At 70.4% G+C, this 14,810-nt stretch carries 15 protein-coding genes; 10 read left to right on the forward strand and 5 right to left on the reverse strand.

The features are described 5' to 3' along the window. Nucleotides 1–131: 131 nt before the first annotated feature. Nucleotides 132–851, forward strand: coding sequence for a TetR family transcriptional regulator (locus ACYSUO_RS13240; protein ID WP_461776263.1), 720 nt, complete (start codon nt 132–134; stop codon nt 849–851). Nucleotides 852–985: 134 nt separating this feature from the next. Beyond that, on the forward strand, nt 986–1,399 hold the full coding sequence (locus ACYSUO_RS13245) for a Zn-ribbon domain-containing OB-fold protein (protein ID WP_461776264.1): 414 nt from the start codon (nt 986–988) through the stop codon (nt 1,397–1,399). 63 nt (nt 1,400–1,462) lie between these two features. Here ACYSUO_RS13245 and ACYSUO_RS13250 read toward each other — a convergent pair whose 3' ends face one another. From ACYSUO_RS13250 to ACYSUO_RS13260, 3 genes are all read right to left on the reverse strand, one after another. Further along, nucleotides 1,463–1,939: a (2Fe-2S)-binding protein gene (locus ACYSUO_RS13250; RefSeq protein WP_267073281.1), complete on the reverse strand. Its 477-nt coding sequence runs from the start codon at nt 1,937–1,939 to the stop codon at nt 1,463–1,465. 46 nt (nt 1,940–1,985) lie between these two features. Continuing rightward, entirely contained in the window at nt 1,986–4,331 is a 2,346-nt protein-coding gene (locus tag ACYSUO_RS13255; protein WP_461776265.1) for a molybdopterin cofactor-binding domain-containing protein, read from the reverse strand. Nucleotides 4,332–4,481: 150 nt separating this feature from the next. After that, the gene (locus ACYSUO_RS13260) at nt 4,482–4,883 is read right to left on the reverse strand and encodes a nuclear transport factor 2 family protein (RefSeq protein ID WP_461776266.1); all 402 of its coding nucleotides are present in this window, start codon (nt 4,881–4,883) and stop codon (nt 4,482–4,484) included. A 91-nt stretch (nt 4,884–4,974) separates the two neighbouring features. On the opposite strand from ACYSUO_RS13260, the gene ACYSUO_RS13265 reads away from it, so the two are divergent. Then, complete coding sequence (locus ACYSUO_RS13265; RefSeq protein WP_461776267.1) at nt 4,975–5,577, forward strand: PadR family transcriptional regulator; 603 nt, start codon at nt 4,975–4,977, stop codon at nt 5,575–5,577. Here the strand turns inward: ACYSUO_RS13265 and ACYSUO_RS13270 are convergent. Together ACYSUO_RS13270 and ACYSUO_RS13275 are read right to left on the reverse strand one after the other, a co-directional pair. Beyond that, nucleotides 5,526–6,203 carry a TetR/AcrR family transcriptional regulator gene (locus ACYSUO_RS13270; protein WP_461776268.1) on the reverse strand — a complete coding sequence of 226 codons (678 nt, stop codon included), beginning with the start codon at nt 6,201–6,203 and terminating at the stop codon, nt 5,526–5,528. The genes ACYSUO_RS13265 and ACYSUO_RS13270 overlap by 52 nt on opposite strands. Nucleotides 6,204–6,260: 57 nt before the next feature. Next, a complete protein-coding gene (locus ACYSUO_RS13275; protein ID WP_461776269.1) occupies nt 6,261–7,202 on the reverse strand; it encodes an alpha/beta fold hydrolase in 942 nt (313 codons plus the stop codon). Between the two features lie 160 nt (nt 7,203–7,362). Here ACYSUO_RS13275 and ACYSUO_RS13280 point away from each other — a divergent pair, with 160 nt between their 5' ends. From ACYSUO_RS13280 to ACYSUO_RS13310, 7 genes are all read left to right on the forward strand, one after another. Further along, a complete protein-coding gene (locus tag ACYSUO_RS13280; RefSeq protein ID WP_461776270.1) occupies nt 7,363–8,757 on the forward strand; it encodes an MFS transporter in 1,395 nt (464 codons plus the stop codon). Further along, nucleotides 8,754–9,557 carry an enoyl-CoA hydratase-related protein gene (locus tag ACYSUO_RS13285; RefSeq protein WP_461776271.1) on the forward strand — a complete coding sequence of 268 codons (804 nt, stop codon included), beginning with the start codon at nt 8,754–8,756 and terminating at the stop codon, nt 9,555–9,557. The genes ACYSUO_RS13280 and ACYSUO_RS13285 overlap by 4 nt, the downstream gene beginning before the upstream one ends. A 141-nt stretch (nt 9,558–9,698) precedes the next feature. Beyond that, nucleotides 9,699–11,204 carry a long-chain-fatty-acid--CoA ligase gene (locus ACYSUO_RS13290; protein ID WP_461776272.1) on the forward strand — a complete coding sequence of 502 codons (1,506 nt, stop codon included), beginning with the start codon at nt 9,699–9,701 and terminating at the stop codon, nt 11,202–11,204. A gap of 112 nt (nt 11,205–11,316) precedes the next feature. Beyond that, a complete protein-coding gene (locus tag ACYSUO_RS13295) occupies nt 11,317–12,129 on the forward strand; it encodes an SDR family oxidoreductase (protein WP_461776273.1) in 813 nt (270 codons plus the stop codon). After that, on the forward strand, nt 12,126–12,755 hold the full coding sequence (locus tag ACYSUO_RS13300; RefSeq protein WP_461776274.1) for an HAD family hydrolase: 630 nt from the start codon (nt 12,126–12,128) through the stop codon (nt 12,753–12,755). Before ACYSUO_RS13295 ends, ACYSUO_RS13300 begins: the two co-directional genes overlap by 4 nt. 32 nt (nt 12,756–12,787) lie before the next feature. Further along, complete coding sequence (locus ACYSUO_RS13305; RefSeq protein WP_461776275.1) at nt 12,788–14,008, forward strand: acyl-CoA dehydrogenase family protein; 1,221 nt, start codon at nt 12,788–12,790, stop codon at nt 14,006–14,008. Continuing rightward, nucleotides 14,005–14,766 (forward strand): SDR family oxidoreductase, encoded by a 762-nt coding sequence (locus tag ACYSUO_RS13310; protein WP_461776276.1) that lies wholly within the window; start codon nt 14,005–14,007, stop codon nt 14,764–14,766. Before ACYSUO_RS13305 ends, ACYSUO_RS13310 begins: the two co-directional genes overlap by 4 nt. Nucleotides 14,767–14,810 lie beyond the last annotated feature (44 nt).

Genomic DNA, 14,810 nt, shown 5'->3' on the forward strand with positions numbered 1-14,810 from the left:
ACTCCTCCACAACCCTGCTGCCCTACTGCGCTACTGCAGTCGTCCAACTACTCCCGCCAACGTATGGCACTCAGTTCCCTCTGTAAAGGTACCTAGTGCCAAAGGTGACCTTCCGGTGTTACGTTCCCGGCATGAGCGAGGCGCGCGAGGTCAACGGGTCACAGAAGAAGGCACCCATGCGGGAGGTGCTGGCCGAGGCGGCGTTCCAGCTGTTTCTGGAGCGCGGGTTCGAGCGGACGACCGTGGACGACATCGTGGCGCGGGCCGGTGTGGGGCGGCGGTCGTTCTTCCGCTACTTCCCGTCGAAGGAGGACGTGGTCTTCCCGGACCACGAGAGCTGCCTCGCCGACATGACGGCCTTCCTGGAGGCCGCGAGCGACGAGAGTGATGCCGTGGACGTGGTGTCCGACGCCGCGCGCCTGGTGCTGCGCGTCTACGCCACGAATCCCGAATTCTCCGTGCAGCGCTACAAGTTGACCCGTGAGGTGCCGGGTCTTCGGACGTACGAGCTGTCCGTCGTGCGACGCTACGAGCGCATGCTCGCCGGGTATCTGCGGCGGCGCTGGGCCGATGCGGAGGACGGCGCGCTGCGCGCCGAGGTGGTGGCCGCGTCCGTCGTCGCCGCGCACAACAACGGCCTTCGCTCGTGGCTGCGTTCGGGTGGCGAGGGTGACGCCGAGGTCGCGGTGGACCGCGCGCTGCGGCTCGTGCGGCGTACGTGGGGGGAGGGGAGTGATGGTGCGGGCGCGCCCCAGCCCCCGCAGGAGGACGTCGTCGTGATGGTGGCGACCAAGGGGGCCCCGATGTGGCGGGTCATCCAGCGGGTGGAGTCGGCGCTGCGGGACGACTGAAAACGGAGCCCGAAGCAACTTGATGGTACTCAGTGTCTTTACCGGCTGGCACTGAGTGTCATAGGCTGAGAGTGCGTCGAGGCACCGCCGCCCGGCGCGCGCCGGCGAGAGCGGGAGGCCGAAGGATGTCAGTGATGTCAGGGACGTTCACGAGTGGCATCGGTGTCATGGCGCCGAAGGGTGTCGAGGGCGCCGCGGAAGCGGAGCCGGGATTCCCCTATCAGCGCTGCCGTTGGTGCCGCACCCCGTCCTTCCGGCGGCTGCTGTGTCCGGTCTGCGCCTCGAGTGACCTGAAGACCGAGCACAGTGCGGGGCCCGGCGTCGTGGTCCAGTCCCGCGTCGTCAACCGCGGCACCGGAGTCGCGCGCAACGAGGCGCTGGTCCGCTTCCCCGAGGACTTCATCGTGCCCTGCCGCATCGTGGGCACGGCGCCGCACATGGTGTGGCTCGGCGCCACCGTGCGCCCCGTGGCCAACGCGGCCGCCGATTCCGGTGAGGTCTTCTTCGAGCTCGAGGACGACTTCGCCGTCGACTACGACCTACGCTGACATCCGGCCACGGCCTGCGCCGCCCGTCGATCACGACCGGCGCCGACCGCGGGTGCACGGGCATCACATGGCCCGCGCCCCCGACTTGATCGCCTCACGGATCCGGTTGTACGTCCCGCAGCGGCACACATTGCGGATCGCGTCGAGGTCCGCCTCGGTGATCTCACGGCCCTCGTCCCGCACCTTGCGCACCGTGGCGACGGCGGCCATGATCTGGCCCGGCTGGCAGTAGCCGCACTGTGCCACGTCGCGCTCCAGCCAGGCCTCCTGCATCGGGTGCAGCTCGCGGCCGACGGTGGCGGGGAGCCCCTCGATCGTCGTCACCTCGTCGTCCTCGCCGATCCGCGACACCGGCACCGAACACGGGTTGAACGCCTTGCCGTTGATGTGCGACGTACAGGCCTGGCAGACGCCGATCCCGCAGCCGTACTTGGGTCCTGTGACGCCGAGCAGATCGCGCAGCACCCACAGCAGCCGCACGTCGTCCTCGGCCTCGACAGTGATCCGCTCGCCGTTCAGCGTGAAAGTGTGGCGCGGCATCGGGGTATCAGGTCTCCTCGGTAGTCGGGGGAGTGCGGGGCCTTGCTCAGTACGCCCGGTCGAGCCCGTCCGTCGGTGACTGCGGTGTCGACGGCTCGCGCGGCAGCGGCTCGAACGCGAGCTCCGCGTGGTCGATGGGGAAGCGCGTCGGCAGCGTGCCGGTCGCTCGCGCGTAGGCGCACGCGACGGCGGCGAAGGCGGGCGCGACGCCCAACTCCCCAGCTCCCGAAGGCTTTTCACCGGTGTTCGGCATGACGATGACCCGGAGTTCGGGCGGTGTGTTCCACTGCCGCGTGTAGAAGTAGTTGTCCCAACTGCCCTCCAGGGGAAGGCCGTCCTCGATGTGCAGGCTGGAGGTGAGCGCCATGGCGAGGCCGTCGTTGAAGCAGCCCATCATCTGCGCGCCCAGGCCCCGCGGGTTGATCGCGAACCCGGCGTCCACCACGATCAGCGCCCTGGTGACCCGCGGCCCCGTCACCCCGTCCCTGACCTCGCGGCCGACGGTCTCCGGCCGGCAGTCGATCTCGGCGAGTACCGCGACGGCGCCCCGGTACTCGGTGTGCAGGGCGATCCCCTGCGCCACCCCCTCGGGCAGAGACCGGCCCCACTCGCCCGCCTCGGCCGCCTTGTCGAGGACGGCCCGCAGCCGCTCGTCCTTGAGGAACGAGCGCCGGAACTCCACCGGATCCCGGTCCATCTTCCGCGCCAGCTCGTCGACCATCAGCTCCCGCGCGCACGCCACGTTCGGCGAGTAGATGTTGCGCATGCTGCCGGTCGCGAACTTGAGGGGTACCTCGCTGAGCAGTTGCGTGGTGACACCGAAGTCGTACGGAGTGGTCTGCGTGAGCGTGAAGATGGTCTCGGCGAAGGTGAGGTTGCCGGCCACGGGCAGCTTCGCGGCCGTCGACGTGATCACCTCGCCGAGCCCGTGCCCGAAGTCGGTCTGTGAACTGGCGTGCCGCTGCTCATAGCTGAGGACTTCCTTGCCGGTGTACGTGGCGCGCACGCGCGAGACGGACATCGGGTGGGCGCGGCCGTGTCGGAAGCTGTCGGTGCGCGACCAGGACAGCTTGACCGGCTTGCCCATCTTCTGCGAGATCTCCGCCGCCTCGGCCGCGACGTCGTGGAACAGATGCCGGCCGAACGAGCCGCCGCCCTCCACCACATGCACCGTCACGGCGTGCTGCGGCAGGCCTAGCCTCGTCGCGATGTCGCGCTGCGCGACGATCGGGACCTTCAGGCTCGACCAGATCTCGGCACGTCCTTCGCGCACGTCGGCGATGGCGTTGTCCGGCTCCAGCGGGCTGTTGCTGGCGAACGCGAAGGTGAACTCGGCGTCGAGCTTCTGCGTCAGGACCGGCGGCACGACCATCGGGGGAGTGGCCGCCTTGAGTTTCCGCTCCACCGAATCGTCGGACTCGCCGTCGACGTCGCCCGGGCCCCAGTCGACGTCCAACTCCCTTAATGCGTCGATGCATTGCCCGAACGTCTCGCCGCGCACCGCGACGCCGTGCTTCAGCGTCGCCACGTCCGTGATGCCGGGCATCCGCCGCACGGCGTCCGCGTTGCGCACCGTCCGTACGGTCCCGCCGAGCGTCGGCGGCCTGCGCACCATGGCGGGCTTGGCGTCGGGCACCTCGTAGTCCATACCGAACTTCTTGCGCCCGGTGACGGCCTCCAGCGCGTCGACGCGATTCTGCGGGGTGCCGAGCACCTTGAACTCGGACCGCTCCTTCAGCGGCGCCGCCGCCACCTCCAGCGATTGCCCGCTCGCCGCCGCCTTCGCGAGGGATCCGTACGCGGCGCGCTTCGCCGAGGAACCGGAGCCGTACGAGACGACGCCTTCCTGGGTGGTCAGTTCCGAGGCCGCGACGCCCCACTGCCGCGCCGCCGTGGCGATCAGCCGCTGCCGGGCGAGGGCGGCCGCGGTGCGCACGGGGCGGTAGACGCTGCGCATCGAGTTGGAGCCGCCGGTGAGCTGGTTCATCAGCAACTCCGGGCGGGCGTCGGCCAGGGAGACCCGCACGGCGTCGAGCGGCAGGTCCAACTCCTCCGCGATCATCATCGCCACCGCGGTGGTCATGCCCTGCCCGACCTCGGCCCGCGGCACCGCGAACGAGGCGGTGCCGTCCTCGTGCACACGTACGGTGATCAGGCCCGAGGTCGGGGCCGCCGCCAGATTCTGCATGTCACCGAGGTCGAACAGCTCCTCGGGCTGCGGCGGCGAGGGCACCGCCGCCTCTGCCTCGGCCGGGTCCGCGGCGTCCAGGGCGAACCGGGCGCCCACGGCGAGCGTCGGCGCGGCCAGCAGATACGCGAGCACTCTGCGCCGCCCCGGTGCGGCGGACGTCGACGGTTCGTCGTGCTGAGGTGAGCGACTCTGCTCGGCCATGCGGCGGTCCTCCGGAACGCGGGCGGGCGCTCGGGCGGGATCGGCCCGGCACCACCGCGGAGCCTGACACGTCGCCCGCTCGCCCGACATGGACACGGCACGTTCCTCGCCGCTGGTCCACAGGACCGTCACACTTGCCGCGCGTCCGCCTCAGGAGCCGTCGGCCCGCGCCGCCTCCTCGGCGATCCGGTCGAACTGGGCGCCCATCGCCTCGGCCAGCGCCTGCGCGCCGGACAGCGGACGCACCATCACCATGAAGTCGTCGATCAGGCCGTCCTCGTCGAAGTGCAGGAAGTCGGCGCCGGTGATCTTCCGTTCGCCGACCCGCGCCTCGAAGACGAGCACGTGATCCCGCCCGCCGGGCTCACCGATCTCCCGCACATAGCGGAAGTCCTCGAAGACGCGGGTGACGCCGCGCAGGATCGCCGCGGTGATCGCCTTGCCCGGGTAGGGCTTGAACACGACCGGGCTGGTGAAGACCACGTCCTCGGCCAGCATGGCCTCGACCGCGTCGAGATCGTCCTTCTCCACGGCTGCACGGAAGGGATGCACGGGTGCCACCTCGGTTCCTCGCCCACAGGGTCATAGGCAACAAGTTGAATAGGTGCGGGTGACAGTAATCGCATCGCTGTATGGTGTCCATATGTCGCTCAAGTACGCCGTCCTGTCCGCCCTGCTGGAGGGTGAGGCCTCCGGGTACGACCTGGCGAAGATCTTCGACGTCTCGGTGTCGAACTTCTGGGCGGCGACGCCCCAGCAGCTCTACCGGGAGCTGGACCGGCTGACAGCCGACGGGCTGATCGACGCGCGGGTGGTGCCGCAGGAGCGCAGGCCGAACAAGCGGATGTTCACGCTGTCCGGGGCCGGCCGCGCCGACCTGGCGGCGTTCACGCGGCGGCAGCCCAGGCCGCTCGCGCTGCGCGACGAACTCATGGTGAAGGTGCAGGCCGTCGACGTCGGCGAGCTCGACGCCGTCCGCGCGCACATCGAGGAGCGGATGGACTGGGCGCGCGGAAAACTCGCCCGCTACGAGCGGGTGCGGCGGCATCTGCTCGGCGAGCTGGACGAGGACGACTTCCTCGCCGAGGGGGAGCGCGTCGGACCGTATCTGACGCTGCTGCGCGGCATCTCCTTCGAGGAGGAGAACCTGCGCTGGGGGCGGCGCGTCCTGGCGATCCTGGAGCGCCGCGCCGCTCAGGCCCCGGGCTCTCCGGCTTCCTTGAGGGAGTCGGGCTCCCTGAGCTGAAGCCCGTTCTCCCAGATCTTGTTGAGCGTCGTCACCAGCTTCTCGTACGGGATGCGCTGGCCGAGGACGAACACCAGGTACGCCATGCGGCTCACCATGACGGACAGCGCGTGCGCCGTCACCAGCGGATCGAGGGCCGGGTCGGCCGCGCCGGCGTCCTGCAGGGAGCGGATCAGCTTGGCGTTACGGCGCGCGAACGCGTTGCCCCGCTCGATGCGCAGCTGCTTGAACGTCTCGTCGACCTGGGCGACCTGCTCGAAGAGCGCCATGAGGCGGGCGTTCTTCTTGTAGGCGCGCAGATACTCGCGATTCGACGCGTCGATCATCTCGCGCGGATCGGTGATCCCGGTGCGCTCGCGCAGATGCGGGTGGAGCATCTCCTCCTGCACCTGCGCGACGAGCGCCTGGAAGATCTCTTCCTTGCTGTTGAAGTACGTGTAGAACGAGCCGGACGCGACATGCGCGGCCTTGGAGATGTCCGTGATCCGGGCGTCGAGATACCCGTCGCGCTCGAACACCTCACGGGCGGCGAGGACCAGCGCGTTGCGCGTGCGGACGCCTCGGGCGCTGCGCGGTGTGATGGGTTGCTTCTGTCCGCCGTCTGCGGCCGGGGCCTGGGCAGCCAACGCGGGTCCCTTCGTTCGTGTCACCAGCGCTTGCGCGGCTGGTGGCTGCGGATGTTATCAGCCGACATCCGCGAGAAACTCCAGGAGAGCGGCGCTGACCGCACCGGCCCGCTCCTGCTGGATCCAGTGCCCCGCCCCGTCGAGCACGACGCGCCCGCGCAGATCGGTCAGCACCTCTTCGAGACGGTCGGCGGGCATGAACTGCCCCACCGGGTCCGCGGATCCGGTGACGAACAGTGAGGGGCAGTCGATGGTGCGCCCGTCGAGGTGCTCCGTCAGCTCCCAGGTGCGGTCCATGTTCCGGTAGTAGTTGAGGCCGCCGGTGAACCCGGTGCGCTCGAACTCCTCAACGTAGTAGGCGAGTTCCTCCTCGCTCAGCCACGCTGGCGGCGGGAACTTCTCGTCCGGGCGCTCGGCCCACTCGGCCGACCAGATCTCCCGTGTCACCAGCGTCCTGCGCACGTTCTGCGCGAGCGCGCGGTCCGCGACGCCCGGCTCCTGGAACCACACGATGTAGAAGGTGTCACCGAGTCGCCGGCGCATGACGGGCACGGGCGCCACGGGGGAGCGCGGAGTCGCCGGCACACTCATCCCCACCACGCCCCGCACCCGCTCCGGGTGCGCCAGGGCCATCTGCCACACCACCATCGAACCCCAGTCGTGCCCCACGAACACCGCGTCGTCCGCGCCCACGGCATCGAGCAGCCCGACGAGGTCCGCGCAGATGGTGAGCGTGTCGTACGCGTCGACATCCGCGGGCCGCGAGCTCCCGCCGAACCCGCGCATGTCCGGGGCGAGCACCCGGTACCCCGCCGCGCCGAGCGCGAGCACCTGGTGGCGCCACGAGAACGCCAGCTCCGGGAAGCCGTGGCAGAGCACCACCAGTGGCTTGTCCGAGTCGGCCGGGCCGTGCTCGAAGACGCACAGCGAGATCCCGTTCACATCGACCTGCCGCGCGCTCACGCGCTTCCACTCGGCCAGGGCTGTGGGGGCACTCATAGGGGCATCTCCTCGATCTCGGCACTGGGTGACAACTTGAACAGTGCCTGTTCAAGGGCGTGTTCAAGGTATTGAAGTTGACGTTGGGTTCAAATATACAGGGGGCGGCCGCAGGGCCGCAGCGGTCGTGACATGTTTGGACGACGGAGGAGCCCCGCACGTGAATCCGCCCACCGCACAGCCCAGAAAAGGCGCCCAGCAGGCAGCCGCCGAGACATCCCCGGGGCGCGCCTCGGGCAAGCTGCTCGCCGCGGGACTCATCGGCAGTTCCATCGAGTGGTACGACTTCTTCCTCTACGGGACGGCCGCAGCGCTGGTCTTCCCGCAGGTCTTCTTCCCCGACTCATCGGCGCTGACCGGCACCCTGCTGTCGTTCAGCACCTTCTGGGCGGGCTTCGTCGCCCGGCCGATCGGCGGTGTCGTCGCGGGACACCTCGGCGACCGGCACGGCCGCAAGGCCATGGTCGTCCTCTCCATGGCGCTGATGGGCGCCTGCACGTTCCTGATCGGCTGCCTGCCGGGGGCCGGGGTCCTCGGCGCCGCGGCGCCGCTGCTCCTGGTGCTGCTGCGCTTCGTGCAGGGCCTCGCCTGCGGCGCCCAGTGGGGAGGCATCGCGCTGCTGCTCACCGAGTCCGCGTCACCCAAACGCAAGGGGTACGCGGGCACCTTCGGGCAGATGGGTGTCTCGCTCGGTGTGTTCCTCGGCAACGGCGTCTTCCTGCTGGCCAGCACGGTCACCTCGGACGAGGCGTTCATGAGCTGGGGCTGGCGCATCCCGTTCCTGGTGAGCGCCGTGCTGCTGCCCGTCGTGATGTACGTGCAGAACAAGGTGGAGGACTCGCCGGAGTTCCGGCGGCTTTCAGAGGAGGCCGCCGCCAAGAGTTCCAAGGAGAAGGTGGCGCGGGCGCCCGTCGTCGAGGTGCTCCGCACCAAGTGGCGCACCGTGCTGCTCGCGGCCGGGCTCCTCGCCGGCACCAACTGCCTCTTCTACATCAGCATCGCGGGTGTCATCAGCTACGCCGCCGAGCACCTCGGCCTCGACAAGGACTCCATCCTCCTGGTCGCGATGCCGGTCACCGCGGTCGGCGCCCTGTTCGTGCTGTGGGCGGGATGGCTGTCCGACCGGGTCGGGCGGCGGCCCGCCGTGCTCGTCGGGGCGGCCATCATCGTGCTGTGGGCGTTCCCCTACTTCTGGCTGGTCAACACCGCTTCGCTGCTGTGGCTCGGCGTCGCCGTGCTGATCGGCGGCTTCGGCCAGTCCCTCACGTACGGGCCGCTCGCCGCGTACATCGGTGAACTCTTCGAGCCGCGGGTGCGCTACTCCGGCGCCTCGCTCGCCTACCAGATCGCCGCTCTGACCATCAGCGGCGGCACCCCGCTGATCATGACCGCGATCATCGGCGGCACCGGCGGCACCACCTGGGTGTCCGTGTTCGTCGCGGCGATGGGTCTGCTCACCTTCGGCTGCGCCTGGGTGCTGCGCGAGACCAACCCGCGCGAGGTGCGCGAGGACCCGACAGCGGTGCCGGGCGCCGTGGAAGGAGTGCGATCGTGACGACGAGCGACCAGGACCTGGCGTACGCCGAGCGGCGCGGGGCCGTGACCGTGGTGACACTCAACCGCCCCGACCGGCTCAACGCCTGGACCAACGAGCTGGAGGACCGCTACTTCGCGCTCCTCGACGAGGCGGAGTCCGACCCCGAGGTGCGCGCGGTCGTCGTCACCGGGGCGGGCCGCGGGTTCTGCGCGGGCGCCGACATGGCCGAGCTGGAACGGATCGGCTCCGCCGACGCGGCGAGCGAGGAACGGCCGAAGCGGGATCGGCCCCGCTGGTTCCCGCTGAGCCTGCGCAAGCCGCTGATCGGCGCGATCAACGGGGCGGCGGCGGGGCTCGGCCTCGTCGAGGCCCTGTACTGCGACATCCGGTTCAGCACGCCGGACGCCAAGTTCACCACGTCGTTCGCGCGCCGAGGGCTGATCGCCGAGTACGGGATCGCGTGGCTGCTGCCCCGCATCGTCGGGCCCGCGCGCGCGGCGGACCTGCTGTTCTCGGGGCGGGTGGTGCGCGGCACGGAGGCGTACGAGATGGGGCTCGTCAACCGGGTCGTCGAGCGGGACGCGCTGCTCGACGAGGCGGTCGGCTACGCCACGGAGTTGGCGACGTGGTCGTCGCCGACGTCGATGAGTGTGATGAAGCGGCAGCTCAGCGAGGCGTTCGACACGGACTTCGACGGTGCCGCGCGTCGGGCGGAGGCGTTGATGGAGGAGTCGTTCGGGCGGCCCGATGCGGGGGAGGGGGTGCGGAGTTATTTGGAGGGGCGGGAACCGGGGTTTCGGCCACTGGGGCCGGCCTGAGTGTTGTTGCGGTCACCCCGGCGCGGGGTCGCGGGGCGCTGCCCCGGGCCCCGCTGCTCAATCGCCGCAGGGGCTTGAATGGCCGACCCGCCGGCCGCCCGGCCGTGGCCGCGGCCTGGAACGACATACGGAAAGGCTCACATGTCCAACGCCTCCGCACCCGTCTGGGCCCACGCCGCCTCCGCCCCGAATCGGATCGCGTTGCGCGGTTCGACCGCGGCTGCTTGGACGTACGGTCAACTGCGTGAACGCTCCTGCGCCGTAAGGGAGTTGCTGGACGCGCACGACGTCGGGCCCGGTGACCGGGTGCTGCTCGTCGCGCCCTCCGTGCCCGAGTTCGCCATGGCGTACTACGGGATTCTCGGCGCGGGCGCCATCGCGGTCACCGTCAACACCATGGCCACCGAGCGCGAGTTGACGTACATGGCGCGGGACGCGGACGTGCGGCTCGTTCTGGCGTGGACCGCGCTCGCCCCGGCGGCCCGGCGCACGGCCGCCGAACTCGGGGTGCCTTTCCGGGAGATGGGGGAAGGGCTGGCAGACCTCGCGCCTGCCTCCACCACGCCCGAGCCGCACCCCGTCGACGTCCATGACACCGCCGCGCTCCTCTATACCTCCGGCACCACGGGCAAGCCCAAGGGTGCCCAGCTCACCCACGGCAATCTCGAATCGTGCGCCGCTATCTTCTGCGACATCCACGCCATCGGCGCCGACGACCGTGCCGTCACCGGGCTTCCGCTCTTCCATGTGTTCGGGCAGGCCTGCGTGATGGGGACGACGATGCGTGCGGGTGGCTCGCTCACCCTGCTCGACCGGTTCGACGCCGGTGCCATGACGGCGCTCATCCGGCGCGACCGGCCCACCTTCATCGCGGGCGTGCCGACCATGTGGAACGCCCTGCTGCGGGCCACCGACGAGGCGGGAGCCGACTTCGCGGGCCTGCGTCTCGCCTCCTCCGGCGGGGCCTCCCTGCCCGTCGAGGTCATGCGGGCCTTCGAGGAGCGGTTCGGGTGCACCATCGTCGAGGGGTACGGCCTCACCGAGACCACGGGCGCCGGCACCTGCCATCTCGCGGGCGAACCGGCCAGGCCGGGGACCGTGGGCCGCGCGCTGCCGGGCTGTGCCGTCGCCGTCCGCGACGACGAGGGCGCCGAGCTGCCGCCGGGGGAGGTGGGCGAGGTGCACATCAAGGGGCCCGTGGTCATGAAGGGGTACTGGAACCGGCCCGACGCGACCGGGGAGGCACTCGACCCGGACGGTTGGCTGCGCACCGGCGACCTCGGCTCCCTCGACGCCGAGGGCGATCTGCGCATCGTCGACCGCAAGAAGGACCTCGTCATCCGCGGCGGCTACAACGTGTACCCGCGCGAGGTCGAGGAGGTGCTGTACGAGCACCCCGACATCGTCGAGGCCGCCGTCATCGGCGTGCCCGACCCGCACTACGGCGAGGAGGTGGCTGCCGTCGTCGCCCTGCGCCCCGGCGCCGCGCTCGACGTACAGGCGTTGCGGGCCTGGGCCAAGGAGCGGCTGTCCGCCTACAAGGTGCCCCATCTGCTCGCCGTGGTCGACGAGTTGCCGAAGGGCGCCACCGGCAAGATTCTCAAGCGTGCCATCGACCCGGCCGTCGTCAACGGAGGCCGGATGTGACATCGCCGACCTCCGCGGCGCTCCGGGAATCTCTAGAACTTGACGTCGGATTCAAGTACGGTGAGTGCCACGCACCGGGTGGGACGAAGGAAGCGAAGGAGCGGACTGCGGGATGTTGATCAACGACAAGGTCGCGATCGTGACGGGGGCCGCCGGAGGCATCGGCGCCGCCGTCGCCCAGCGCCTCCTGGAGGCCGGCGCCCGAGGTGTGCTGCTCACCGACCTCGACGCGGCCCGCCTGGACGAGACCGTGCAGCGGCTCGCCGAGAGCCATGGGGAGCGCGTCGCGGGCCGGGCGGGGGACGCCGGTGACACCGAGCACCTGCGCGGCCTCATCGCGGCGGCGGAGGAGGGCTTCGGGCCCGTCGACCTGTACTTCGCCAACGCCGGGATCAGCGGCGCGGCGGGCCTCGACGCGACCGAGGACGAGTGGAGCCGCGCGCTCGACATCAACGTGATGGCGCATGTGCGCGCCGCGAAGCTCCTCGTGCCGGGCTGGGTGGAGCGCGGTGAGGGCTACTTCTTCAGCACCGCTTCGGCCGCGGGCCTGCTCACGCAGATCGGATCGGCCACGTACGCGGTGAGCAAGCACGCCGCCGTCGCCTTCTCCGAGTGGCTCTCGGTCACGTACGGGGACGAAGGTGTGCGCGTGAGCTGCCTGTGTCCGCAGGGCGTCGAGACCGAGCTGCTGATGGCGGGCACCCGCTCCTCCGACCCCACCGAGCAGGCCGCGGCGCGCGCCGTGCTGGATGCCGGGAACCTGCTCAAGCCGCTCGACGTGGCCGACGAGGTGCTCGCGGCCGTCGGTGACGAGCGCTTCCTCGTACTGCCGCACCAGCAGGTGCTCGACTTCTACCGCCACAAGGGCAGCGATTACGACCGGTGGCTGCGCGGCATGCGCCGCTACCAGAAGTCCGTGCGATGACCGCGCGCAGCGCCGTCCTCTTCGACTTCGGCGGTGTTCTCACCACGAGCCTCATCGACGCCTTCGAGGACCTGGGGCGCGAACTCACCGGTGAGCCCGGCCTGTTGCTGCGCCTGCTGACACACGACAAGGAGAGCAGCGCCCTGCTCGTCGAGCACGAGAAGGGGCTCATCGGGCAGCGCGCGTTCGAAGAGGGCTTCGCGGCGCGGCTTCGCGCCCACGGCGCCGACGTGGAGGCACCCGGCCTCGTCACCCGCATGCAGGCCGGGCTGCGCCCCGACCCCGACGTGGTCGCGCTCGTCGCCAAGCTGCGCGCCGAAGGACACCGCGTCGGGCTGCTCTCCAACTCCCTCGGCGACGACTGCTACGCGGGCTTCGACCTGCCCGCGCTGTTCGACGCCGTCACCATCTCCGGCGAGATCGGCGTCCGCAAACCCTCGCGGCGCGCCTACGCCATCGCCTGCGAACGCCTCGGCGTCGCACCCGAACAGACCGTCATGGTCGACGACCTGGAACAGAACATCACGTCCGCGGCCCGTATCGGCATCGCCGGGGTCGTGCACCGGGACGCCGCCACGACCGCCGCCGAACTCGACCGCCTGCTGGGCGCGTCGAGCCGCGTGTGACACCGTACGTAAAGACTTTGGAGGAACCACTCGTGTACGAACAGTCCGCCAGGGGCAAGGAATACCAGGACAAGCTGCTCGCCTTCATGGACGAGCACATCTACCCCGCGGAGGCGGTCTACGCCGCGCAGATGGCCGAGTCCGGCGACCCGCACTTCCACCCGCCGGTCATCGAGGAGCTGAAGACCGAGGCGAAGAAGCGCGGCCTGTGGAACCTCTTCCACCCGCACCCCGAGTGGGGCCCCGGACTCACCAACCTCGAGTACGCGCCGCTCGCCGAGATCATGGGCCGCAGCGCGGGCCTGGCACCCGAGGCCACCAACTGCAACGCGCCGGACACCGGCAACATGGAGGTCCTCACCCTCTTCGGCACCGAGGAGCACAAGGAGAAGTGGCTCAAGCCGCTGCTCAACGGTGAGATCGCCTCCGCGTTCGCGATGACCGAGCCCGCGGTGGCCAGTTCGGACGCCAGCAACATCCAGATGCGGATGGAGCGCGACGGCGACGACTACGTGCTCAACGGCCGCAAGTGGTGGACGTCCAACGCCCTGCACCCCCACTGCAAGGTCCTCATCGTCATGGGCAAGACGGACCCCGACGGGCCCGCCTTCCGCCAGCAGTCGATGATGGTCGTGCCGATCGACACCCCGGGTGTCACCATCGTGCGCGGACTGCCCGTCTTCGGCTACCAGGACCGCGAGGGCCACGCCGAGGTCCTCTTCGAGAACGTACGGGTCCCGGCCACCGCGCTGCTCTCCGGCGAGGGCGACGGGTTCCTGATCAGCCAGGCCCGGCTCGGCCCCGGCCGCATCCACCACTGCATGCGCTCCATCGGCATGGCCGAGCGTGCCCTCGACCTGATGATCGACCGGGCGCAGTCCCGTACGACCTTCGGCTCCCCGGTCGCCGACCGCGGCAACATCCAGGACTGGATCGCCGAGGCCCGTATCGAGATCGACATGGCGCGGCTGCTCACGCTCAAGGCCGCGTACCTGATGGACACCGTCGGCAACAAGGAAGCGCGCACCGAGATCGCCGCGATCAAGGTCGCCGCGCCGAACGTCGCGCTCAAGGTCGTCGACCGCGCCATCCAGGTGCACGGCGGCGGCGGTGTCTCCGACGACTTCCCGCTCGCCAGCATGTACGCGCACCTGCGCACCCTGCGCCTCGCCGACGGCCCCGACGAGGTGCACAAGCGGACGATCGCCCGGCGCGAGCTGCGCCGTCGGCAGAAGGAACGGGGTGAGAAGTGACCTCTCCGGAGGCCTCTTTGCACGGACGGGTCGCGCTCGTCACCGGCGCGTCGCGGGGCATCGGCCTCGCGGCGGCCGGCGCCCTGCGCGACCGCGGCGCCCGCGTCGTGGTGACCTCGCGCGACGAGGAGCGCGCGAAGGAGGCGGCCCGCGGGCTCGGCGACAATGTCGAGGGGTTCGGGGCGCACGCCACCGACGAGGACGCCGCGCGCGCCTGTGTCGAGCACGTCGTGGAGACGTACGGCCGGCTCGACATCCTCGTCAACAACGCCGGTACGAACCCGGCGTACGGCCCGATCGTCGACCAGGACCACGCGCGTTTCGCCAAGACCATGGACGTCAATCTGTGGGCGCCGATCCTGTGGACGTCGCTCGCGGTGAAGGCATGGATGGGCGAACACGGCGGCGCCGTCGTCAACACGGCCTCGATCGGGGGACTTTCGGTCGCCAAGGACGTCGGGATCTACCACGTCTCGAAGGCCGCCCTGATCCACCTCACCAAGCACCTCGCCCTCGAACTCGGCCCCAAGGTAAGGGTGAACGCCATCGCCCCCGGCGTCGTGCGCACCCGCCTCGCCGAGGCGCTCTGGCAGGACAACGAGGAGGCCGTCGCGGGCGCGACACCGCTCGGCCGGATCGGCGAACCCGAGGACATCGGCGAAGCCGTCGCCTTCCTCGCCGGTGAGGGCGCCCGCTGGATCACGGGGGAGACCCTCGTCGTCGACGGTGGCCAACTCGTCGGATCGGGCCCGCTGTAAAGGCGTGATGGATGGGGGTGGTCCTCCAGGTGAAGCGTGCGCGA

The sequence above is a fragment of the Streptomyces sp. UC4497 genome (genome assembly GCF_054871485.1).

Coding starts and splice junctions, on each gene's coding strand:
- ACYSUO_RS13240 (WP_461776263.1), top strand. CDS start 132: ATGAGCGAGGCGCGCGAGGTCAACGGGTCACAGAAGAAGGCACCCATG.
- ACYSUO_RS13245 (WP_461776264.1), top strand. CDS start 986: ATGTCAGGGACGTTCACGAGTGGCATCGGTGTCATGGCGCCGAAGGGT.
- ACYSUO_RS13250 (WP_267073281.1), bottom strand. CDS start 1,939: ATGCCGCGCCACACTTTCACGCTGAACGGCGAGCGGATCACTGTCGAG.
- ACYSUO_RS13255 (WP_461776265.1), bottom strand. CDS start 4,331: ATGGCCGAGCAGAGTCGCTCACCTCAGCACGACGAACCGTCGACGTCC.
- ACYSUO_RS13265 (WP_461776267.1), top strand. CDS start 4,975: ATGTCGCTCAAGTACGCCGTCCTGTCCGCCCTGCTGGAGGGTGAGGCC.
- ACYSUO_RS13275 (WP_461776269.1), bottom strand. CDS start 7,202: ATGAGTGCCCCCACAGCCCTGGCCGAGTGGAAGCGCGTGAGCGCGCGG.
- ACYSUO_RS13290 (WP_461776272.1), top strand. CDS start 9,699: ATGTCCAACGCCTCCGCACCCGTCTGGGCCCACGCCGCCTCCGCCCCG.
- ACYSUO_RS13295 (WP_461776273.1), top strand. CDS start 11,317: ATGTTGATCAACGACAAGGTCGCGATCGTGACGGGGGCCGCCGGAGGC.
- ACYSUO_RS13300 (WP_461776274.1), top strand. CDS start 12,126: ATGACCGCGCGCAGCGCCGTCCTCTTCGACTTCGGCGGTGTTCTCACC.